We start from the raw sequence: 22097 nt of genomic DNA on the forward strand, positions 1-22097 counted from the left end.
GCCATGCCCACCCCCGCCGTCACACGTCCGGACCGCACCCGTGCCCGGCTCACGTTGTCCCGCCGCTGGCGGCGCCCCGTGGTGGCCGGCCTGCTGATCGCCGTCTCACTCGTGCTGGCGCCCGAGCAGCTGGCCCACGGGACCGGACACCTCGTGGCGGCGGGCCTGATGCTCGCCGCCGCCGTCGTGGCCGGCCTGCCGATCGCGCGCGACGCGATCGCCGCCCTGCGGGTGAAGACCGTCGGCATCGACCTGCTCGTCGCCACCGCCGCGATCGGCGCGTCCCTGCTCGGCAATTTCTGGGAGGCCGCCGCCGTGACCTTCCTCTTCGCCCTCGGCCACGCCCTCGAGGACGCAACCCTGTCTCAGACTCGCTCGGCGCTCGCGGACCTCGTCTCCACGGCGCCCGAGACCGCCGTCGTCGTGGACGCAGACGGGACCCAGCGCACCGTGCCCGCCCACGAGGTGGCCCCCGGCGCGACCGTCCTCGTCAAGGCCGGCGCCCGGGTGCCCGTGGACGGCGTGGTGCTCACCGGGGTCGGCGCCGTGGACGAGGCATCCATCACGGGCGAGTCCATCCCGGCGGAGAAGACCGACGGCGACGCCGTGTACGCGGGCACCGTGGCCACGGCAGGCCTGCTGCAGGTGGAGGCGCGGGGCGTGGGCGCCGACACCACGCTGGCGCGCATCATCCACCGCGTCGAGGCGGCGCAGGAGGCCCGCGCTCGGACCCAGCGGTTCATGGACCGCTTCTCCCGCTGGTACACCCCGGCGATCATGGTGCTGGCCTTCGCGACCGGTCTGATCACGCGGGACGCCCCCCTGGCCCTGACCCTGCTGGTCATCGGCTGCCCGGGCGCCCTCGTGATCTCCATCCCGGTCGCGATCGTGGCGGGGATCGGCCGCGGCGCCAAGGACGGCGTGCTCATCAAGGGAGGGGAGTTCCTCGAGCGCTCCGCGAAGGTCGACGCCGTCGCCGTCGACAAGACCGGCACCCTCACCTCGGGCACCCCCGAGCTGATAGACGTCGTCGCGTTCGAGCCCGGGGCCGAGGACGAGGTGCTGCGCTGGGCCGCACGGCTCGAGGCGGCCTCGGACCACCCGCTGGCCGCACCGGTCGTCGCGGCGGGCCGGGACCGCGGCCTGCTGGACGGCCCGCTGGCCACCGATGTGGACGTCGTCCTCGGCCGCGGGCTCACCGGAGAGGTGGACGGCCGTGTCGTCGCCGTGGGCAACGTGGCGATGCTGCGCGAGCGCGGCGTGGATCCGGCCGCGACCGACCGGGTCGAGACCGTCGCGGCCGAGCTCGCGGAGGCGGGCCGGACCCCGGTGGCGGTCGTCGTCGACGGCATCCCGCTCGGCGTCCTCGCCATCGCAGACACCCTCCGGTCCGAGGCCGCGGGCATGATCCGGGCGCTGCACGGGATCGGCGTCCGCGAGGTCGTGATGCTGACCGGCGACCAGCCCGGCGTCGCGCAGGCCGTGGCCCGGCAGGTGGGCGTCGACGACGTACGGGCGGGCCTGCTGCCTCAGGACAAGCTCGAGGCGATCGAGGCCCTGCAGGCCGAGGGCCGCGTCGTCGCGATGGTCGGTGACGGCGTCAACGACGCCCCGGCCCTGGCGACGGCGGACATCGGCGTGGCCATGGGCGCGGCCGGCTCCGGTGTGGCCATCGAGACCGCGGACATCGCCCTGATGGGCGACCGGCTCGAGCGGCTGCCGCAGGCGCTCGATCTGGCCCGGCGCACGGTGCGGGTGATGCGGCAGAACATCGCGATCTCCCTCGTGACCGTCGTGGCCCTGCTGGCCGGCGTCTTCGCCGGCGGCGTCACGATGGCCGTCGGCATGCTCGTGCACGAGGCGTCCGTGCTGCTGGTCATCGTGAACGCGATGCGCCTGCTGCGGCGCCCGGGTCAGCCCAGGTCCACGACCTCGAACTCGAGCAGGTCGGCGCCCGTGGCGACCGGCGCCGGGCGGCCGCCCTGCTCGGCGGCGTGAGCGGCGGGCATGCGCCCGTCCCGCCAGCGCTGGAAGTCCTCCTCCGACGCCCACGTCGTGACCACGAAGTAGCGGTCCTCGCCCGCGGTGGGCCGGAGCAGCTGGAAGCCCTCGAAGCCCGGCTCCTGGTCCACCGCGTGCTTGCGGGCGGCGAACCGCTTCTCGAGTTCCGGGCCGGCGCCCTCGGGGACGCTGATGGCGTTGATCTTCACGACGGACATGGGCTGGCCTCCTCGTCGGCGGGGGTGCGGCGTCGGGTCGACGCCCTCACCGGCCGACTCTACGCCCGGCAGCGGACCGGGGATCCGTCGAGCGGTTGATGCCCGGCGGCGTCGTCCCCGTCGCGCTCGCGGTCGCGGCGCTCGCCCTCGCGCTGTTCGAAGGGTTGGAGCGACACCGCGAGAAGGTGCGCCGCTCGGCCTGGACGTGATGGGGGCGGGCCTGGTCCTGGCCGCGATGGCCGCAGGCGCGTTCCTCTCGGACGCCGCGGCCCGTCACCTGGCGGCCCGGTTCGGCGCCCCGGGCACCGTGCTGATCGGGCTGGGCCTGGAGGTGGCCGGGGTCGTGGCGCTCGCCCTGCTCCTGGGCCCGGACACCTCGGGTTGGCTCGTCGCCGTGCCCCTCGTCGTGTACGGCCTCGGGCTCGGCCTGGCCTCGGCGCAGCTGACGGACATGGTGCTCCAGGACATCCCCGTGCAGATCTCGGGTCAGGGCGCCGCGACGCAGAGCACGGTCCGGCAGATCGGCTCAGCGCTGGGCACCGCGTTCGCCGGGGCCACCCTGTCCATCGCCCTCGCCGCCACGCTGCCCGCGGCCCTGGACGACGCCGGCCTCACCGGTCCGGCGGCCGACTCGCTCGCCGCGGCCACGCGGGACTCGGCTGGCACCACGATCCCGCAGCTGCGGGCGCAGGGGGAGCGCGGCCCGCTCGGGGAGCACACGAAGAAGCCCCCGGAACCAGTAAGGATTCCGGGGGCTTCGAGTGGGGTGAGCGACGGGGATTGAACCCGCGACCTTCTGGACCACAACCAGACGCTCTGCCGACTGAGCTACGCCCACCATGTCTGCTTCACACGGACGGATCCGCGCGGCGCAGCGGGGTCCACAGTACACGAGATCCCGCGCAGCGCCGAATCGGGGCAGTGGGGCCGGGAGTGCCTGCTCAGGCCTGCGCCCCGGACACCACCTCCGCGATGGCGCGGGCCTCCTCCGTGGTGGGGCCGGGGGCGGGGGCCATGACGGCGGCCCGGTAGTAGCGCAGCTCGGTGATGGAGTCCTTGATGTCCCCGAGGGCGCGGTGGCCGCCGGTCTTGGCGGGGGCCTGGTAGTAGGCGCGCGGGTACCAGCGCCGGGCCAGCTCCTTCACGGTGGACACGTCCACGATCCGGTAGTGCAGGTGGTCGACGACGGCGGGCATGTAGCGGGCGAGGAACAGCTTGTCCTGGCCCACCGTGTTGCCGGCCAGCAGGCCCTTGCCGGCGGGCACGCGGGCGGCGATGTACTCGAGGACGCGCGCGGCGGCGTCGTCGAGCTCGAGGCCCTCCGCGAGCTCCGGCAGGAGGCCCGAGGTGGTGTGCATGTCCCGGACGAACGGGTCCATCTGCTCGAGGGCGGCCGCGGAGGGACGGATCACCAGGTCGATGCCCTCGTCCAGGATGTTCAGCTCGGCGTCCGTGATGAGCACCGCCACCTCGACGAGCTCGTCGACCTGGGGGTGCAGGCCGGTCATCTCGCAGTCGATCCAGACCAGGGGGGCGCTCTCCGGCGCGGGGGTGCTCGTCTCGCTCATGCCCCCAGGCTACTCGCGTGTCACGATGGTAGATTCGAGCGAGCCGCGCCCTCGCGCGCCCACGCAGGACCGCACGGAAGGACCCGTCGCATGAGCGTGTCGACCCCGCGTCCGTCCGGGTCCACGGCCCACCGGCCGGAGTACGTCGGCGTCGGCGGCCTCCGCGCGGACCCCCAGGTCGCCGGTGCGGACTGGTGGCCCATCCTGGTGGGGACCCTCGGCTCCCTCCTCCTGGTGGTGGGCTCGTACTCCGTCGGCTGGCTGGCCTCGGCCTCCCCGATCAACCGCTGGCAGTGGCTGATCCCGTGGCGCACCCAGGAGACCGGCGTGCTGGCCGGCACGGTGCTCCTCACCCTCGGCTGCTGGGTGATGTTCTGGGCCTGGCTGCGGCTGGGCCAGACGATCCGCCCCTTCGGCCGCGGCGCTTTGCGCACGGTCAACCTCGCCACCGTCCTGTGGTGCCTGCCCCAGGTCGTGGCACTGCCGATCTTCAGCCGGGACATCTTCGCCTACGTGGGGCAGGGCCGTCTCATGGTGGCGGGGCAGGACCCCTACGTGGACACGATCTCCTCGCTGTCCAACTGGTTCCAGCTCGGAGCGGACGCGACCTGGGCGGACTCCGAGACCCCGTACGGTCCGATCTTCCTGTGGATCGAGCAGGCCGTCGTCGCGATCTCGGGGGACATGAACCCGGACCTGGCGATCTTCCTGTTCCGCCTGGTGGCGGTGGCCGGCGTCGCGCTGATCATGGTCTTCGTGCCGCTGCTCGCCCGCCGGCTGGGCGTCAACGGTGCGTGGGCGCAGTGGATCAGCGCCGCCAACCCGCTCTTCACCATCAGCTTCGTCGCGTCCGGGCACAACGACGCCCTCATGGTCGGCCTCGCCCTGGCCGGCACGTGGTGCGCGCTGCGCGCCGGACATCCGCTCCGCCCCCAGCGACCCGGGCAGTCCGTCGCGTGGGGGGTGGCCGGCGTCGTGCTGGTCACCCTGTCCCTGGGCATCAAGCCCATCACCCTCGTGCTGCTCCCGTTCATCGGCCTGCTGTGGGCCGGCCCGACGGCCCGATGGCCGCGCCGGTTCGCCTTCTGGGCCCTCACCGCCGGGATCTCCTTCGGCCTCATGGCCCTGGTGGGCGTGCTCAACGGCTTCGGCTTCGGCTGGGTGGCCGTGATGGTCGGCACGGGCACGGGCACCGTGCCGTGGGGGCCGATCGGCATGCTGTCCCTCATCACGGTGGGGGCGAGCGAGCTCCTCGGGCAGGGGGCGGACGTGCAGGCCGTCGAGGGGGTGTACAAGACCGCCGGACGCGTGCTCTCGGTGCTCATCGTGCTGGCCCTGATGTTCCTCGGCCGCCAGGACCGCGTGATGACGCGCATGACCTGGGCGTTCACCGCGCTGGTGATCCTCTCGCCCATCATCCAGCCCTGGTACCTGCTGTGGCTGCTCCCGTTCTTCGCCGTGATCGGCATCCGGGACAACTGGCAGATCAAGTGGGTCGTGTTCACGGTCGGCTACTTCCTGGCGTTCGGCGCGTCGGACCAGCTCTTCACCTGGCAGTTCCTGGACATCGCGGACCAGGTCAAGGCCGTGTCCCTGATCGTCTCCGCCGTGTGTCTGCTGTGGATCCTCGTCGTGGACCGCCGCACCAGCCGGTTCGTGAAGGACCACTGGCACGTGCGCCCCGCCGTACGCGCCGGCCTGGCCCGGCTCCGCGGCGCCCCTCGACCCGTGGAGCCGGGGGAGTGAGGCCCGCCGCCTCCGCGACGACCGGCGCCCGACGGCCCCGTCCGAGCCGCGTGGCGGCGCAGCCCGAGCCGGAGGCGGCCGTCCGCCGGGGCACGTGGGCGTCCGTGCTCATCACGGTGGGCTCCTGGGGCGTGGGATGGCTGCCGATGACGCCCGACTCGGTGTTCTCCGGGACCACCCTGCTCAACCCGCTGCGGGTCTACCTTCCCGGCGTGCTGCTCAGCACCGTGCTGCTGGCCGCCGGCTCGCTGCTCCTCGTCCGATCCTGGCTCGAGCTGGGCCGCGCGCTGCGGGGCCGCTGGGAGGAGCACGGCCGGCTGGTGGCCCACGCCGCCTGGTGGTGGTCCGCCCCGCTGATGCTCGCGCTGCCGATCTTCTCCCGCGATGTGTTCTCCTACCTCCAGCAGGGCCGGCTCCTCGCGTCGGGTCTCGACCCGTACTCCCAGGGCGTGTCCGCCCTGCCCGGGTGGTTCATGCAGGGGGCGGACTCCATCTGGGCCGAGTCCCCCTCCCCCTACGGGCCGCTGTTCCTGCTGTTCGCCGAGACGACGTGGCGGGCCACGGGCGGCAGCATCGAACTGTCCGTCACGGCGTTCCGCCTCCTCGCCCTGGCGGGCCTGGCACTGTGCCTGTGGGCGGTGCCGCGGCTGGCCGCCGTCGCGGGCCGGTGCGGGCCGTGGGCCACGTGGGTGGCCGTGGCGAACCCGTTGTTCCTGCTCTACATGATCGCCGGCGCGCACAATGACGCGCTGATGTCGGGGCTGATGCTCGCGGGCATCCTGCTCATGGTCCGCCCGCCCCGCCGCCGCGTGCATGCGCTGTGGGGGATCGTGCTGATCGCCCTGTCCGTCGCGATCAAGCCCCTGACAGCTTTGGTGCTGCCCTTCGTGGCCCTGCTCCTGCCCACCGGCTGGGCCCGGTTCCGCGCGGCTGATCCGCGCCTGCGCCGGCGGGACCGGCTCGGCCCGTGGTTCACGACGGCGGTGATCTCCCTGGCCGTCCTCACGATCCTCGGCGCCGGCTCCGGCCTCTGGTTCGGCTGGGTGCCGGCCATGCTCACGAGCGGGGACGCGGCGTTCCCGTACGCCCCCGTGGGCCTGCTCGGCCTGCTGCTCGGCGCGGTCGTCGAAGCCGTGACGCCCCTGGGGGCGCGCGACGTGGCCGCGGCCTTCTACACCGTGATGACGGTGGCGGCCCTCGGCTTCACGGCGTGGCTGGCCCTGCGCCGCCGCCCCCTGGACCCGGTGTTCAGCGCGGCGGCCGTGCTCGTGGTGGCCGTCGCCACCGCCCCGATCATCCAGCCGTGGTACCTGCTCTGGGTCCTGCCGCTGCTGGCGTGCGCCCTCCGCCCGCTGCCGTGGGGCGCCGACCATCCCCGCTGGCTCGGGTGGGTCACCGCGCTCGCGGTGCTGCTGCTCACCGGCGTCGGCGTGGTGGACCAGCTCTCGGTGGCACAGTGGCTGCCGGTCCTGGCCGTCCGCGTGTTCACCCTCGTCCTGATGCTCGCGGGGATCGGATGGATCATCCACCGCGATCCCGTCACCGCGCCCCTGTTCCCCGGGCGGCGGCGTCCTCCCCTGGAGGTGGTCGAGCCGCGGGCCGAGGCGGCGTCGTCGACGCCTCCGGAGGCGGGCGTGCCGCCGGACGCACCGCCCGACGGGCCGCCGTCGACCGCCTCGCACTCCGCCTCCTCGTCCACCCGCATCCCCCAGGAGAGACCGTGACCTCCCGCCCCGACCCGCCCGAGCGCCCGCTGGGTCGGCCTGCTCGTCGGCCTGACCGTGGTGGCTGCCGCCGTCGGCGTGCTGACCAAGCAGTGGTGCCGCGTGAACGGCTGGGCGGCCCCCGGCGTGCACGCGCACATGTGCTATTCGGACTTCGCCCAGCTGTTCCCCACGCGTGGCCTCTCCGACGGCCACTTCCCCTTCTACACGCCGCTGCCGCCCGAGCAGTGGATGGAGTACCCGGCGTTGCTGGCCGTGGTCGCGGGTGTGACCATGTGGTTCGTGCCCGCGTCCGGCGACCTGCACGAGCGCACCGTGACCTACTTCGACGTGAACGCGATCGGCGTGGTGCTGTGCTGGATCGTGCTGGTCGTCGCGACCGCGTACACCGCGCGCGGCCGCTCCCGGGACGCCCTGCTCGTGGCCCTGGCCCCGGGGATCATCCTCACCTCGATGCTCAACTGGGACCTGTGGGCCGTGATGCTGGCCGCCCTGGCCCTGTGGGCGTGGACGGCGGGCCGTCCGACCCTCGCCGGCATGCTCATCGGACTCGGCACCGCCACGAAGCTGTACCCGCTGTTCTTCTTCGGCGCGATCTTCGTGCTGGCGCTGCGCACGGGCCGCTGGGCCGGGTTCGTGAAGGCGGCCGTGGCCGGGGCGGCGGCCTGGCTCGCCGTGAACCTCCCGTTCATGCTGACGGCGTTCGACCAGTGGTCCCGCTTCTACACGTTCTCGGGGGACCGCGCGGTCTCCTTCTCCTCGACCTGGCTGGCGCTGGCCTGGACGGGATGGTCCGGGGAGACGTTCACGACGCTCCAGAACGGCCTGTTCCTGGTGTGCTGCGCGGGGATCGCCTACCTCGCCCTCGCGGCGCGGCACCGTCCGCGCATGGCCCAGCTGTGCTTCCTGATCGTGGCGTCCTTCATCCTGTGGGGGAAGGTGTACTCGCCGCAGTTCGTGATGTGGCTGATCCCGCTCGTGGTCCTCGCGACGCCGCGGTGGCGCGCGTTCTGGATCTGGCAGGCCGTGGAGGTCTACCACTGGGGCGGGGTGTGGATGGAGTCGGCCCGCATCACCTCGGACGGGGCGTTCGCCGGCGGCGCCTGGTGGATCACCGCCTGGTACGCCTCGGGGATCGTGGCGCACATCGTCGCCCTCGTGTGGCTCATGACCACGGTGGTCAAGGACGTCCTGGACCCCGCCCGTGACCCGGTGCGCCGCACCGCCCTCGACCAGGGCGCCCCCGAGATCGCCCCGGGGGTGGCGGAGGACCCACACGCCGGCGTCTTCACCGGTGCACCTGACCGACTGCTCCTGCCCCCGGCCGGACGCGGCCTGCAGCCGCTCGGCGGGTCCGCGGACCGCTGACGGCGGGGCGGGTCCGCCGACGCCGTGGGGCGCGGCTCAGCGGTGTTCGAGGTACGTCGTGCAGGTGGGCGAGACCGCGCGGTCCGGGTGGTGCAGGACGACGACGTCGCCCGCGGACCAGACCCGCTCGAAGCCGAGCCGCTCGGCGCGGGCCAGCGCCTGCTCCGGGGTGAGGGGGTCCCAGCCGCCGAGCTCGGGCACCGAGGTGTCCACGATCATCCACGTGGCCAGCTCGTCGCCGATGTCCCCGTGCAGCCCGACGTGGGTGCGGGCCGTCAGGTGCGGCACGGCGTTGTCGGCGGCCTCGACGCACACCCCGTCCGGGATCAGCCCGACCGCGTGGTCGAGGTCGCGGGCGTGCTGCGTCATCGTCATGTCGCCGGCGATCGTGCGGTGCAGCGGGTACACCTGCGGGAAGAACGCGGTGCCGATCAGACCGGCGGCCAGTGCCGCGGAGACGAGGACGGCGGGCAGCCGGCGCAGCGTGTCCCGGCGTCCGGCCAGCCGGTGGGCCGCCTCGAGCGCGGCCATGAGCAGCAGCGGGGCGAGGATCGCGTCGTACTGGTACACGGGGGCCCACACGTTGAGGCGGTCGTTGAACAGCCGCGAGAGCAGGATCGGCAGGGCCATCAGCGTGAGCGGGCTCAGGACCGGCAGGAACAGCAGCGGGACGAAGTGCAGGAGCCAGAGGGCCACCTTCAGCGGGTGGTCGAACAGCACCGCGACGGCGTTCCACGGCTGGGTCAGCAGGAACAGGACCGAACTGCGCATGTCCGGGCCCAGGGCGGTGAACTGCCAGTAGCCGAACGCGCCGGTGGGGGAGTAGTGGGGGATCACCACGGACGTGGCGAACCAGTAGCCGAGCACGCCCAGCACGGCGGTGACCGCGGCCTGCGGCCAGAAGCGACGGATCGCCATCACCAGGGCCACGGCCAGCAGGGTCACGCCCATGTCCTCTCGGACCGTGAGCAGCAGCGCCGCCAGGCCGGTGGCGAGCCACGCCCGCTGCCCGTCCAGGGCCCACACGAGCCAGGCGAGGATCGGCACGCCGAGGGTGACCTCGTGGAAGTCCCAGTTCACCATCGCCTGGAAGGGCCAGGAGAGCAGCAGGGCGGCGACGGCGGCCAGGGCCACCCCGTGTCCCGCGCGACGACGGGCGAACAGGTACACCGGCACGGCGGACGCGGCGAGGGCCAGCGCCATGACCACGCCGAGCATGCGGGGGTCCGGCCATACCCAGTAGAAGGGCGCCAGCAGCGCGAGGATCGGGTGGAAGTGGTCGCCGAGGATGTGGAAGTCCACGCCCTTGACGGAGCTGAGGGGGGCGTTGAACAGCGCGTACTGCCGCACCACCTGGTCGAAGATGCCCAGGTCGTAGCCCTTGGCCTCGTAGGTGGCGTACCGGAGGAAGGAGTGCGTCACGTACAGGACCGCGGCCGCGACGAGCAGGGCGGCCAGCTGGACGCCCTCGCGACGGGTCACACGGACCTCGGGGACGGCGGGTCGCGGGGCGCGGAGCCAGGAGCGCAGACGGTCCAGGACGGTCTCCTTCGGGCGGTCGTCGGGCGTGCTCGGACGGCTCCGCCCCTGGTCTGGGTGCCCCAGGAGGGATTCGAACCCCCGACCGGCGGATTAGAAGGCCGCTGCTCTGTCCAGCTGAGCTACTGGGGCTGGGCCGTGTCAGTCTAACGGCCGCCGGCCGCGGCGCCGTCGGCTCCTGCACAGTCGCCCGGGGACCTCCGCGCGTCCCCAGACCGGCCCCGATCCTGCCGGGGTGCCCCGCGGTGGGGTTGTCTGGCCATGGCGGATCAGCCGATGCGCCGACGACCCGCCCCGGCGCCCACCGGGGCCCAGCCCAGGAGGCACACCATGCAGGACCTCATCACCGTGCGCGGCTTCGTGGCCACGGACCCCGCCACCCGCCACACCGCATCGGGGGCCGCCGTGACCGGCTTCCGCCTGGCCACCACCGAGCGGCGCTTCGACCGCGAGACCGCCGAGTGGGTGGACGCCCACACCAACTGGTACAGCATCTCGGCGTTCGGCCAGCTCGGCTCGAACACCGCCCAGTCCGTGAAGAAGGGCAACCCCGTGATCGTCACCGGTCGACTCCGGGTCCGCGACTGGTCCTCGGGCGATCGCTCCGGCACGTCCGTGGACGTGGTGGCGGACGCCGTCGGGCTGGACCTGGGCTTCGGCTCGGCGGCGTTCCAGCGCAGCCAGCGCGCGGCCGTGCCGCGCCCCGAGTCGGCCCCGCGCGACGACGCGTCGGGCGGACGGGCCGGCGCGGTCGGCGACGGGTTCAGCGCGGGCCTGCCGGACGGGTTCCAGGGTGGCGACGCCCCGGCCTCGCCCGGCCCGGACGAGTCGGACGCGGGCGCCCCCGAGCGCGAGCCGGCGGCGGCCGGCGTCGCCTGACCACGAAGCGGCACGGAGCACGGAGGGGGGAGCGGGCTCGGTGGTCGCGGGATCGGCACGATGAGTGGAATCCCGCGGCCACCGACTAGCCTGGGCCGCATGGCGGAATTCATCTACACGATGGTCAAGGCCCGCAAGAAGGTGGGCGACAAACTGATCCTGGACGACGTCACCATGTCGTTCTACCCCGGGGCGAAGATCGGCATGGTCGGCCCCAACGGCGCCGGCAAGTCGACGATCCTGAAGATCATGGCCGGGCTGGACGAGCCCTCGAACGGCGAGGCGCGGCTCTCTCCCGGCTACTCGGTGGGCATCCTGATGCAGGAGCCCAAGCTGGACGAGTCCAAGACCGTGCTCGAGAACGTCCAGGAGGGCGTCGGCGAGATCTACGGCAAGATCCAGCGCTACAACCAGATCTCCGAGGAGATGGCGAACCCGGACGCGGACTTCGACGCCCTCATGGAGGAGATGGGCGAGCTGCAGTCCGCCATCGACGCCGCGGACGCGTGGGACATCGACTCCCAGCTCGAGCAGGCGATGGACGCCCTGCGCACGCCCCCGGGGGACGAGCCGGTCACGAACCTCTCCGGCGGCGAGAAGCGCCGCGTCGCGCTGTGCAAGCTGCTGTTGGAGAAGCCCGACCTCCTCCTGCTCGACGAGCCCACCAACCACCTGGACGCCGAGTCCGTGCTGTGGCTCGAGCAGCACCTGGCCTCCTACCCGGGCGCCGTCATCGCCGTCACCCACGACCGGTACTTCCTCGACCACGTCGCTGAGTGGATCGCGGAGGTCGACCGCGGCCGCCTCTACCCGTACGAGGGCAACTACTCCACCTACCTGGAGACCAAGCGCGCCCGCCTCGAGGTGCAGGGCAAGAAGGACGCCAAGCTCGCCAAGCGCCTGGCCGAGGAGCTCGACTGGGTCCGCTCCAACACGAAGGGCCGCCAGGCGAAGTCCAAGGCCCGCCTGGCCCGCTATGAGGAGATGGCGGCCGAGGCCGAGAAGACCCGCAAGCTGGACTTCGAGGAGATCCAGATCCCGCCGGGCCCGCGACTGGGCACCGTCGTGATCGAGGCCAAGGACCTGAAGAAGGGCTTCGGGGACCGCGTCCTCATCGACGGCCTGTCCTTCTCCCTGCCCCGCAACGGCATCGTCGGCGTGATCGGCCCGAACGGCGTCGGCAAGACCACCCTGTTCAAGACCATCGTCGGCCTCGAGCCCCTGGACGGCGGCGAGCTGAAGATCGGCGAGACCGTGAAGATCTCGTACGTGGACCAGTCCCGCTCCAACATCGACCCCGAGAAGTCGCTGTGGGAGGTCGTCTCGGACGGCCTGGACTACATCAAGGTCGGCAACGTCGAGATGCCCTCGCGCGCCTACGTGTCCGCGTTCGGCTTCAAGGGCCCGGACCAGCAGAAGAAGGCCGGCGTGCTCTCCGGCGGTGAGCGCAACCGCCTGAACCTGGCCCTGACCCTCAAGGAGGGCGGCAACCTGCTGCTCCTCGATGAGCCCACCAACGACCTCGACGTGGAGACCCTGACCTCCCTCGAGAACGCGCTGCTCGAGTTCCCGGGCTGCGCGGTGGTCGTCTCCCACGACCGCTGGTTCCTGGACCGCGTCGCCACCCACATGCTGGCCTACGAGGGCACCGCGGAGGACCCGGCCAACTGGTACTGGTATGAGGGCAACTTCGAGTCCTACGAGGCCAACAAGGTCGATCGGCTCGGCCCCGAGGCCGCCCGCCCGCACCGCATGACGCACCGCAAGCTCACGCGCGACTGAGCCGACGCGCCCCCGGGCGCCGCGCCGACGACGGCCCGCCGCGATCACGTGATCGCGACGGGCCGTCGTCGTGCCGGGGCGGGGTCAGCGCCGCCAGCTGCGGCGCAGCACCGTCCGCAGGGCCATGCGCTGGGCCGCGCCACGCACGCGCGCCCGCCGGGCGGCGGCCCCCTCGGGCAGGCGGATCATGCCCTCCTGGGCGACCGTGGCCACGAGCGTCCCGTCCTCGGTGAACACGGCGCCCGTGCCGAGGCCGCGCGCGCCCTGGGCGCTGGGGGAGTCCTGGACGTAGAGCAGCCACTGGTCGACGCGGGCGGGCCGGTGGAACCACATCGCGTGGTCCAGGGACGCCACGGACATGCCGGGCTGGATCCAGGCGACGCCGTGCTGCCGCAGGATCGGCTCGAGAAGCGTGTAGTCCGAGGCGTAGGTGAGCGCCGCCCGGTGCAGCGCGGGGTCGTCGGCCAGCGGCGTGAACGTCTTCATCCACACCATGTTGCGGTTCTCGGTCTCCGGGGCCGGGTCCACGTAGAGGGCCGGGGTGACGTGACGGATGTCGAACGGCCGGGCCCACGCCCACTCCTGAGCCACGGGGTGGTTGATGCCGCCCAGCACGTCCGCTGTCGTGGGCAGGTCCTCGGGCCGGGGCACGCCCTCGGGCATGGCCACCTGGTGGTCCAGCGCGCTGCCGGCGGGTTCCTGGAAGGAGCAGGTCAGGGCGAGGATGGCCTTCTCGTTCTGAGAGGCCAGCACCCGGCGGACGGAGAAGGAGCGGCCGTCCCGCAGCGTCTCGACGGTGAACGTGATGGGCTGCAGCGCGTCCCCGGGGCGGATGAAGTAGCCGTGGAGCGAGTGGGCGGGGCGGGCGCCCGGCACCGTGCGGGAGGCGGCCGCCAGCGACTGGGCGAGCACCTGGCCGCCGAACACCCGGCCGCGCGTCTGCCGGGGAGTCGTGCCCGTGAAGCGGACCTGACCCGTCACCGGGTCCGGCGCGGCCGGCGTCAGCTCCAGGATCCCGCGCAGCACGTCGGTGGGGTCCTTCGGGGCCGAGGCCGGACGGCCCGGTGCGCGACTGGGGCGGGGACGGGGATGGCGTTGCGGCACGAACGGCTCCTTCGACGTGGATGGACCCCGCGACGGCGGGGCGGCCCGGGACGCGGCGGACCTGGGACAATGCTTGCATGACCGAGCACTCCGCCGCCCCCGTCCTCCGCTTCGTCGACGACCGCGCTGTGCGGGATCTCGAGCAGCTGGCCACCCGCGCGCGTCGCGTCGCCGATACGGGGATGCGCCTGCACGTCGTGCCCGAGGCGGGGCGCTCTCGCACCCCGATGCTCGCCCAGTGGGTCTCCGTGCTGCAGCCGGCCGGGCTGGGAGACGGGGTGCCTGTCGTCCTGGGGCTGCGCACCGTGCCCCTGGCGACCGCCGACGGCGTGGCGGACCTGGACGCCGTCGTCGCCCTGGGCTCCGTCACCGAGCGCACCGCCCGGATGCGCGGCCAGGACCCCGTCGACCTGGCTTTCGCCGTGCCGCCGGGCCGCGAGCACGTCACCTGGACCGCGCTGACCCCGCCCCGCGGCGGCTGGACGCCCGTGGCCGAGGTCGCCGATGAGGAGTTGACCGAGGTGGCCACACGCGGCGCCGACGCCGTGCGGGACGCCTTGCCCGAGAACCCGGGGGAGGCGCTGGTCCGCAGGGTCCGGGCGCAGATGTGGGGACCCCTGCTCGGGGGCGAGGCGCTCCAGTTCCCGGCCGGCATGGCCTTCGGCGCGCACGCGCTGGGCTTCCTGCGGCCCGGCGGCCGCGCCCGGCTCAGCACGGCGGGGCCATGGACGCGCCTGGACGCCCCCGGCGGCTTCGTACTGGGCCGCCCCGCCATGGCGGTGTGAGCCCGCGCCCCATGTCGGGGCGCGGACCGCGGGCCGGTCAGGCCGAGTTCTGCAGGGAGTGGGCGGCCCGCTCCAGGTAGTCCCAGAGTTCGGCCTCGTGCAGCGGTGACAGCTCCAGCGTGTCCACGGCGGCGCGCATGTGGCGCAGCCACGCGTCGCGCGCGGCCGGGTCGATCCGATACGAGGCGTGGCGCATGCGCAGGCGGGGGTGGCCGCGCTCCTCGGAGTACGTCCGCGGTCCGCCCCAGTACTGCTCCAGGAACATCAGCAGCCGGCGCTGGGCGCCCTCGAAGTCGTCCTGCGGATACATCGGGGCGAGGATCTCGTCTTCGCGCACGCGGGCGTAGAACTCGGCGGTCAGCCGGTCGAAGGTCGGGCGGCCGCCGACGGCGTCGTAGAAGCTGGTGGCCTGACCGGGCGCGGCCGGGGTCCCCGGGGTCGCACCGGCGGGGCCCGCCGCGGCGTCGCGGGCGCGCACCTGCTCCACCGGGGCGGGCGTGCCCTCCTGCATCACCGGCTCGACCTCGGTGGGCCGCTCCGCCAGGCCCGTCACACGGGACGGGCCCTTGGCGACGCGCGGCCGCAGCACCGCCAGGGGGGCGCCCAGGCGCGCGGAGTGGTCCGGCAGCGTCGGCGTGCCGGTGGGCAGGGCCTCGGGGCGGACCGGCTCGACGGCGACCGGGGCCGAGAGCGAGTTCGCGATGAAGCACAGCCGGTGCGCCTCGGCGTGGAGGGCCTCGGCCCGCTCCCGGTCGGCCTCGTCCTGCAGCGTGACCTCGGGCCGCAGCGTGATCGCGGTGAACCGACCGGCGCCGTCGCCGTCCACCTCGAGCTCGCCCTCGACCCCGCACGTCATCCCCGTGACCACGACCCCGGAGGTCGCCGCGACATGGAGGTACGAGAGCACGTGACACTCGGCGAGCGCGCCGAGCAGGAGGGTCTCCGGGTTCCACTTCGAGTCGTCGCCGCGGAAGGGGCGGGCGGCCGAGGCCTGGATCTCGCCGACGGCGGCGTCCTGGATCACCACGGAGCGGTCGTAGTCGCGGACGCCGGAGGTGCCCGAGCCGCGGTCGCCCGTCCACTCGGTGCGCAGGGAGAAGGTGTGCTTCATGGGTTCCAGCCTAGCCAGCCCGCGCCTCGACGGCGGCGGGGGCGGTGCTGGAGGGCATCTTCCGTGGAATGCCCACCAGCCCCCGCCCGGTTCAGGCCCCGGCGTGGACCTGATGCACGTGCGCCGTCGCGTGCTCGCGCGCGGCCAGGGCGCGGATCGTCTCGTCCCGGCCCTCGGCGAGGACGCGGGACAGCCCCGCGCGGGTGTCGGCCAGCCGCTCGGACAGGGCGGTGGCGCGGTCGGCGATCTCCGGGGTGACCTGGGCGGTCGGGTAGCCCAGCGTCGCGGCGGTCTCGGCCATCTCGTGAGAACGGGAGTCCCACATCGCCTCGACGCCCTCGAAGTAGGCGTCCGCGAAGGGCGCGATCAGCGCGGCGTCATGGACCCGGGCGAACCCGATCAGGGCCTGGCGCTGCTCCGTGTTGGACAGTTCGCCGGCCATCACCCGGTCCCAGACCGCGCGCTTCGCCTCGGCCGTCGGCACGGCGGCCCGGGCCTGGATCGCGGCGAGCGCGCCCGTGGCGGTCGCGTCGGCGCGCTCGGCCTCGGCGATCTCGGCCTCCCCGGCGCGGCCGGCCGCCACCAGCGCGGTGAGCAGCTCCCAGCGCAGGTCCGTGGTGAGGTCCAGCCCGGGCACGGTGCGGGTGCCGTCGACGAGGGCGGACAGGCGGTCCAGCTGCGCCGTGGTGCGCGCGTGCAGGGCGAACGCCTTGACGAACTGCAGCTGGTTGTCCGAGCCGTCCTCGGCCTCCGCGACGAGGCCCCACAGACGGTCGGCCGCCGCGACCCGCACGGCCTCGGCCTGGTCCTCGGGCAGGTACAGGCCGATCGCCGTCGCGAGCTGGCGCAGCAGCGTCTGCACCACGGAGGAGTCCCGCTCGTGGCCGACGTTGGCGAGGACGAGGTCGACGAACCAGGCGGCGGAGGCCTCGCCGTCGCGCACGGTGTCCCAGGCCGCCCCCCACAGCAGCGTGCGCGCCAGGGAGCCGTCCACATCCTTCAGACGGGTGGACGCGGCCTCCCACGAGGCGTCGTCGAGGCGCAGCTTGGCGTAGGCCAGGTCGTCGTCGTTGGGCAGGATCACGGCGGGACGACGGCGGGCGGCGGCCTCGACGACCTCGGTCACCTCCCCGGCCACGTCGAGCTCGAAGCGCTCGGTGCGGATCAGGCGGCCGGTGGCCTCGTCCACGTCGTAGAAGCCCACGGCCAGACGGTGGGGGCGGAGCACGTCGTCGCCGGGCGCCGACGGTGAGCCGTCCGGGGCGCTCTGGCGCAGACGCAGCGCGGTGATGGTGCCGGCCTCATCCGTCTCCACCTCGGTGCGCAGCGTGTTCACGCCCGAGGTCTCGAGCCACACGCGGGTCCATTCGGACAGGTCGCGGCCGGACGCGGCCTCGAGCTCGGTCATGAGGTCCGGCAGCTCCGTGTTCTGCCACGCGTGCTTGGCGATGTACGCGCGGACGCCGACCATGAAGTTCTCCTGGCCCACCCAGGCCACGAGCTGGCGGAGCACCGAGGCGCCCTTGGCGTAGGTGATGCCGTCGAAGTTGACGAGCACGTCGTCGAGGTCGCGGATCCGGGCCTTGATGGGGTGCGTGGAGGAGAGCTGGTCCTGGCGGTAGGCCCAGTTCTTCTCCATGGAGGAGAAGGTGGTCCAGGCGCCGGTGTACTGCGTGTTCTCAGCGGCGGCGAGCGTGGACATGAACTCGGCGAACGACTCGTTGAGCCACAGGTCGTTCCACCAGCGCATGGTGACCAGGTCGCCGAACCACATGTGGGCGAGCTCGTGGAGGATCGTGATGGCGCGGCGCTCGATCAGCGCCTCCGGCACGGTCCCGCGGAAGACGTACGACTCGAGGAAGGTCACACAACCGGCGTTCTCCATCGCGCCGGCGTTGAACTCGGGCACGAACAGCTGGTCGTACTTCTCGAACGGGTAGGCGTGGCCGTACTGGGCCTCGAAGAACTCGAATCCCTGGCGGGTGAGCTCGAAGACGTTCTCCGCATCCAGGTGCTCCACCAGCGACGCGCGGCAGTAGACGCCGAGGGGGATCGTGCGGCCGTCGGCGCTGGTCAGCTCCGAGTGCACGGAGGCGTACGGGCCGGCGACGAGCGCGGTGATGTAGGAGGGGATGCGCGGGGTGGGCTTGAACTCCCAGACCGCGGCGTCCACCCCCTGCGGGTTCTCCTCGTTCGCCACGACGCCGAGGGTGCGGCGGGAGGCCTCCGGCTGGTTGGACACCACGGCCCAGTGCGCCGGCGCGGTCACCGTGAAGCGGAACGCGGCCTTGAGGTCGGGCTGCTCGAACACCGCGAACATGCGGCGGGAGTCCGGCACCTCGAACTGGGTGTAGAGGTAGACCTCCTGGTCCACGGGGTCCACGAACCGGTGCAGGCCCTCGCCGGTGTTGCTGTAGTCCCCGAGCCCGTCGACCACGAGGGTGTTCTGCGCCGCCAGCGGGCCGATCCGCAGTCGGGCGCCGTCGAAGTCCGCCACGTCCAGGGCCTCGCCGTTGAGGGTCACCGTGGGAGCCTGCTCCGCCACGAAGTCGATCCACGTGTGGGTGCCCACCGCGTCCTGCGTGGCCGCGAACGTCACGGTGGTGGCCGTGTGGAAGTGCTCCGCTCCGCGGGTGAGGTCCAGGCTCACCTCGTACGCGTCCACGGTGAGGGCGGCCGCGCGCGCGGCGGCCTCTTCGCGGGTGATGTTCATGGCGGCGGCGGTGGTCACGGTCGGACTCCTCCTGGGGTCGGGTGGATGCGGCACGGCCGGGCGCCTGTGATGGGGGCCATGGCACGGTGCTCCCCAGTGTGCCACCTGGCCCGGGCGTCGTGGACGGCCGCGGAAGGGCGGGCCGGCCGGCGTGCTCAGCCCCCGATCTCGGCCAGTCGGGTCGCCGCCGCACGCAGCACCTCAGCCACCTCGGGCACGCGTGCCGGTGGCATCCGCTGCTCGGCCGCCGAGGCGGTGAGGGACACCTGGGGGATGCCTCCCGTCCGCGCCGGGACGCCACAGGCGACTCCGGCCACCCCGGGCACGACCGGCACACCGCCGCACCACCCCTGCTCGTCCATCTGACGCAGCAGGGTGTCCAGCAGGTCGTGCAGGGCCCCGTCATCCGTCAGGTTCCAGCGGCGGGGAGGCCGGGCGACGACCGCGTCCACTTCCGCTCGCCGGCGCTCGGGCGGCAGGGAGGCCAGGAGCGCGATGCCGGCGTACCCGGCGGCAAGCCGTTTGACCTCGCCGACCTCCACGGTGAAGACGCGCACGGGGGAGTCGCCGTCGCATCGCAGGAGGTAGGCCACTCCGCCCGCAGCCCGTGCCGCCAGGTAGACCGTGTCCCCCAGCTCGTCCGCGGCGGCCTGGACCACGGCCCGGCTGGCCTCGCGTTCGATCAGGCACCGCGGCGTCACCGGTTCGAACCCGACCGGGCCCCACCGATCACCGAGCGCATAGGCGGCCCCGCGCCGGGTCACGGCACCCTGCTCCGCCAGGTCGGCCAGCAGTCGATGGGCGGTGGGCTGGGGCAGACCCGTCCGCTGGACGAGCTGGCTCAGCCGCAGGCCGGCGGGTCCGGCCTCGTGCAGCAGGCGCATCACGAGGGCGGCACGGGGCAGGACGCCGGTGGGTGGGGTCATAGGGGTCACCGGTCGATCGTGCCGCAGCTCCGGCGTCGGAGCCAGTTCCATCTGATGGACTAAATGATTGCCGCTCTACTTGCATTCCGAGAAATGAACGCGCCATGCTGGGAAATGTAGGGCGGGTCACATCGCGGGTGTCGTCCCCATAGTCCACATATCGGTTTCCAGGAGGAGCCTCATGCCACTGACCGCATCGACCGTCACGCGCACCGTCAGCGTGGACGGTGCCTCCGTCACCTGCCACGACTCGGTGACACCCGGGGAGCTCGACCGGCCTCTCGTGCTGGTCCACGGCACGGGCGGGACGACCGCCTCGCACTTCGGCCACCTGTTCCCGATGATGGCCACGCGGACGCGCGTCATCGCCGTGGACTGGGCGCCGACGGCCGACCCCGCCGCAGACCTGACCGTCGACCTGCTGGTCGGCCAGGTGCGGGCTGTCGTCGACGAGCTCCTCGGCCCCGACGCCGCGTTCGACCTGCTGGGCTACTCACTCGGCGCCGTCGTGGCCGGGCAGCTGGCCGCCGACCTCGGTCGCCGTGTGGAGAACCTCGTGCTCGTGGCCGGCTGGGCGACGACGGATGTCCACCAGCGCCTGCGCAACGAGGTCTGGCGGCACCTGTACGCCACGAGCCCTGATGCCCTGGCCCGTTACACGGCCTTCTGCGGCCTGTCCCCGCTGGCCCTGCGCTCCCTGACCCCGGCCATGCTCGACGGGGCGCTCGCCTCCCTGACCGCGGACGAGTTCACCGCCCGGCAGATGGACCTGAACGCCCGCGTGGACGTCGCCGACCGTCTCTCCGCCGTCACCGCGCGGACACTGATCGTCTCCTGTGCCGAGGACATCATGGTCCCGCCCCATCACCAGTACGAGCTGCTCGGCATCATCGACGACGCGCGGCTGACGACCATGACGAGCGGCCACGCCTTCTTCCTCGAGCGCCCGGCCGAACTCATGCAGATCGTCGACCTGTACCTGCGCGAGCCCGACCGCCACCCGGCCGGCGCGATCATCCCCGAGACCCACGCCTGAGAGAGGGGCCAGCCATGACCACCGCCATGACCACCACCACCGACGTGCGCCCCGCACCGCGCGACGAGTCCGCCGAGATCCTCATCATCGGCTCCGGATTCGCCGGCCTCGGCATGGGCGCCCAGCTGCGGCGTCACGGCCGCGAGGACTTCCTCATCCTGGACCGCGCCCAGCAGGTCGGCGGGACCTGGAGGGACAACACCTACCCGGGTGCCGCGTGCGACGTCCCGAGCCACCTCTACAGCTTCTCCTTCGCGCCGAACCCGCAGTGGTCGGGCTTCTACACACCGGGTCCGGAGATCCAGGACTACCTCGTGCGCTTCTCCGAGGACGAGGGCCTCACCCCGCACCTGCGTCTCGGGGCGGACATGCTCGAAGCGCACTGGGACCCCGAGACGGAGCGGTGGACGGTGCGGACGCCGCGCGGGACCTACACGGGACGCTGGCTCATCATGGGCACCGGGCACCTCGCCGACCCCCGCCTGCCGGACGTCCCGGGTCTCGACGCCTTCGAGGGCGAGGTCATCCATTCCGCCCGCTGGGACCACACGGTGGACCTGAAGGGCAAGCGTGTCGCCGTCGTCGGCACCGGCGCCTCCGCGATCCAGGTCATCCCCGAGCTGGCGGCGACGGCGGCCGAGCTCGTCGTCTTCCAGCGCACCCCCGCGTGGGTCACCCCGCGCGTGGTCAAGCCGTACTCCGCGGCCGTGCGCCGCATGTTCGAGCGCGCCCCGCACACCATGCAGCGCGAGCGCGACGACATCTTCTGGTTCGCCGAGTCGAACTATGCCCAGCGCCGCGGTGTGCCGGCCGCACTGGACCAGGTCCGGGCCCAGGCCCTCGGGCACCTGGCCGCCGCGGTCTCTGACCCCGAGCTCCGCGAGCGCCTCACGCCGCGGTACCTGCCGGGCTGCAAGCGTGTGCTCGTCTCCAACGACTACTACCCGGCCATGGCCCGGGACAACGTCACCCTGGAGGACAGCGCGCTGGACCGCGTCGAGGGGAGCCGGCTGTTCGGCGTGAGCGGTCACGGGTACGAGGTCGACGTCGTCGTCCTCTGCACCGGCTTCGAGGCGGCCCAGCCGCCGTTCGCCGAGCGCGTCCACGACGGTGAGGGCCGTTCCCTGGCCGATCACTGGAGCAGCGGCATGGCGGCGTTCGACTCCACGGCCGTGGCGGGATTCCCGAATCTGTTCGCCATCAACGGGCCGAACACCTCGCTGGGGCACAACTCGATCGTCTACATCATCGAGTCGCAGATCGCGTACATCTTGGAGGCCCTGGACCGGGTGGAGCACGAGGGAATTAGGACGATGGTCCCCGAGACACTCGCCCAGGAGGAGTACGTGGACCGTCTCCAGGAGCGGGCCGCCACCTCGGTGTGGCTCGTGGACGGCGGCTGCCACTCCTGGTACGTCGACCCCCGCTCGGGCAAGTTGACGCTGATCTGGCCCGACTACGCCTACGACTTCCGCGCCCGCAACGGCCACTTCACCGGGGAGGGCTTCCTCTCCTCGGCGAGTGGGGAGCCCGAGCCCATGCCGGTGCGCGAGCCCGAGCGATCGGTCGCGCTGATCTGAGCCGGCCCGCCCCGGGG

General features: G+C 73.0%; 17 protein-coding genes, 2 tRNA genes and 1 pseudogene. 10 read left to right on the forward strand and 10 right to left on the reverse strand.

Features of this window, described 5'->3' with window-relative positions; all coding sequences use genetic code 11:
* The first annotated feature begins 78 nt into the window (after window positions 1–78).
* Entirely contained in the window at window positions 79–1998 is a 1920-nt protein-coding gene (locus CITRIK5_RS03440; RefSeq protein WP_159833705.1) for a cation-translocating P-type ATPase, read from the forward strand.
* On the opposite strand, the gene CITRIK5_RS03445 is transcribed toward CITRIK5_RS03440, so the two are convergent.
* Window positions 1914–2219, reverse strand: a complete 306-nt coding sequence (locus tag CITRIK5_RS03445; protein ID WP_010078879.1) for an antibiotic biosynthesis monooxygenase — start codon at window positions 2217–2219, stop codon at window positions 1914–1916. The two genes, CITRIK5_RS03440 and CITRIK5_RS03445, sit on opposite strands and share 85 nt — an antisense overlap.
* 208 nt (window positions 2220–2427) lie before the next feature.
* Here CITRIK5_RS03445 and CITRIK5_RS03450 point away from each other — a divergent pair, with 208 nt between their 5' ends.
* A complete protein-coding gene (locus CITRIK5_RS03450) occupies window positions 2428–3003 on the forward strand; it encodes a hypothetical protein (RefSeq protein ID WP_369814512.1) in 576 nt (191 codons plus the stop codon).
* Here CITRIK5_RS03450 and CITRIK5_RS03455 read toward each other — a convergent pair.
* Window positions 2982–3057: transfer RNA gene (locus CITRIK5_RS03455), tRNA-His, on the reverse strand. The genes CITRIK5_RS03450 and CITRIK5_RS03455 overlap by 22 nt on opposite strands.
* 103 nt (window positions 3058–3160) lie before the next feature.
* On the reverse strand, window positions 3161–3787 hold the full coding sequence (gene orn / locus CITRIK5_RS03460) for an oligoribonuclease (RefSeq protein ID WP_002857127.1): 627 nt from the start codon (window positions 3785–3787) through the stop codon (window positions 3161–3163).
* Window positions 3788–3877: 90 nt separating this feature from the next.
* On the opposite strand from orn, the gene mptB (CITRIK5_RS03465) reads away from it, so the two are divergent.
* From mptB (CITRIK5_RS03465) to CITRIK5_RS03475, 3 genes are read left to right on the forward strand one after another with little or no spacing between them, the layout of a single operon-like run.
* Window positions 3878–5533: a polyprenol phosphomannose-dependent alpha 1,6 mannosyltransferase MptB gene (gene mptB / locus CITRIK5_RS03465; protein ID WP_036316838.1), complete on the forward strand. Its 1656-nt coding sequence runs from the start codon at window positions 3878–3880 to the stop codon at window positions 5531–5533.
* A gap of 50 nt (window positions 5534–5583) precedes the next feature.
* Window positions 5584–7257, forward strand: a complete 1674-nt coding sequence (gene mptB / locus CITRIK5_RS03470) for a polyprenol phosphomannose-dependent alpha 1,6 mannosyltransferase MptB (protein WP_083325332.1) — start codon at window positions 5584–5586, stop codon at window positions 7255–7257.
* A 60-nt stretch (window positions 7258–7317) separates the two neighbouring features.
* Window positions 7318–8625 (forward strand): glycosyltransferase family 87 protein, encoded by a 1308-nt coding sequence (locus tag CITRIK5_RS03475; RefSeq protein WP_235186460.1) that lies wholly within the window; start codon window positions 7318–7320, stop codon window positions 8623–8625.
* Window positions 8626–8661: 36 nt separating this feature from the next.
* Here the strand turns inward: CITRIK5_RS03475 and CITRIK5_RS03480 are convergent, their stop codons facing one another.
* Both CITRIK5_RS03480 and CITRIK5_RS03485 read right to left on the reverse strand, forming a co-directional pair.
* Window positions 8662–10107, reverse strand: coding sequence for a DUF2079 domain-containing protein (locus tag CITRIK5_RS03480; protein ID WP_036316975.1), 1446 nt, complete (start codon window positions 10105–10107; stop codon window positions 8662–8664).
* 115 nt (window positions 10108–10222) lie between these two features.
* Window positions 10223–10296 (reverse strand) — tRNA-Arg (locus CITRIK5_RS03485).
* A 198-nt stretch (window positions 10297–10494) separates the two neighbouring features.
* Between CITRIK5_RS03485 and CITRIK5_RS03490 the strand changes: the two genes are divergently transcribed.
* On the forward strand, window positions 10495–11043 hold the full coding sequence (locus CITRIK5_RS03490; protein WP_036316845.1) for a single-stranded DNA-binding protein: 549 nt from the start codon (window positions 10495–10497) through the stop codon (window positions 11041–11043).
* Window positions 11044–11142: 99 nt separating this feature from the next.
* Window positions 11143–12825: an energy-dependent translational throttle protein EttA gene (gene ettA / locus CITRIK5_RS03495; protein WP_036341629.1), complete on the forward strand. Its 1683-nt coding sequence runs from the start codon at window positions 11143–11145 to the stop codon at window positions 12823–12825.
* A gap of 84 nt (window positions 12826–12909) precedes the next feature.
* On the opposite strand, the gene CITRIK5_RS03500 is transcribed toward ettA, so the two are convergent.
* Entirely contained in the window at window positions 12910–13929 is a 1020-nt protein-coding gene (locus CITRIK5_RS03500) for an acyl-CoA thioesterase II (protein WP_036316850.1), read from the reverse strand.
* 77 nt (window positions 13930–14006) lie between these two features.
* On the opposite strand from CITRIK5_RS03500, the gene CITRIK5_RS03505 reads away from it, so the two are divergent.
* A complete protein-coding gene (locus CITRIK5_RS03505) occupies window positions 14007–14714 on the forward strand; it encodes a hypothetical protein (RefSeq protein WP_036316853.1) in 708 nt (235 codons plus the stop codon).
* 37 nt (window positions 14715–14751) lie between these two features.
* Here the strand turns inward: CITRIK5_RS03505 and CITRIK5_RS03510 are convergent, their stop codons facing one another.
* From CITRIK5_RS03510 to CITRIK5_RS03525, 4 genes and pseudogenes are all read right to left on the reverse strand, one after another.
* On the reverse strand, window positions 14752–15225 hold the full coding sequence (locus CITRIK5_RS03510; protein ID WP_158184944.1) for a globin: 474 nt from the start codon (window positions 15223–15225) through the stop codon (window positions 14752–14754).
* A 168-nt stretch (window positions 15226–15393) separates the two neighbouring features.
* Window positions 15394–15825, reverse strand: a pseudogene (locus CITRIK5_RS03515) (OsmC family protein); the annotation flags it as partial.
* 91 nt (window positions 15826–15916) lie between these two features.
* Window positions 15917–18538 carry an aminopeptidase N gene (gene pepN / locus CITRIK5_RS03520; protein WP_051995310.1) on the reverse strand — a complete coding sequence of 874 codons (2622 nt, stop codon included), beginning with the start codon at window positions 18536–18538 and terminating at the stop codon, window positions 15917–15919.
* Between the two features lie 155 nt (window positions 18539–18693).
* Window positions 18694–19464, reverse strand: a complete 771-nt coding sequence (locus CITRIK5_RS03525) for an IclR family transcriptional regulator (RefSeq protein ID WP_168196734.1) — start codon at window positions 19462–19464, stop codon at window positions 18694–18696.
* A 181-nt stretch (window positions 19465–19645) separates the two neighbouring features.
* Here CITRIK5_RS03525 and CITRIK5_RS03530 point away from each other — a divergent pair, with 181 nt between their 5' ends.
* Both CITRIK5_RS03530 and CITRIK5_RS03535 read left to right on the forward strand, forming a co-directional pair.
* Entirely contained in the window at window positions 19646–20500 is an 855-nt protein-coding gene (locus CITRIK5_RS03530; RefSeq protein ID WP_049146105.1) for an alpha/beta fold hydrolase, read from the forward strand.
* A gap of 14 nt (window positions 20501–20514) precedes the next feature.
* The gene (locus CITRIK5_RS03535) at window positions 20515–22080 is read left to right on the forward strand and encodes an NAD(P)/FAD-dependent oxidoreductase (RefSeq protein WP_049146108.1); all 1566 of its coding nucleotides are present in this window, start codon (window positions 20515–20517) and stop codon (window positions 22078–22080) included.
* Window positions 22081–22097: the final 17 nt, after the last annotated feature.

It is taken from the genome of Micrococcus sp. 116 (assembly GCF_902506395.1).
Lineage (GTDB): Bacteria > Actinomycetota > Actinomycetes > Actinomycetales > Micrococcaceae > Micrococcus > Micrococcus luteus.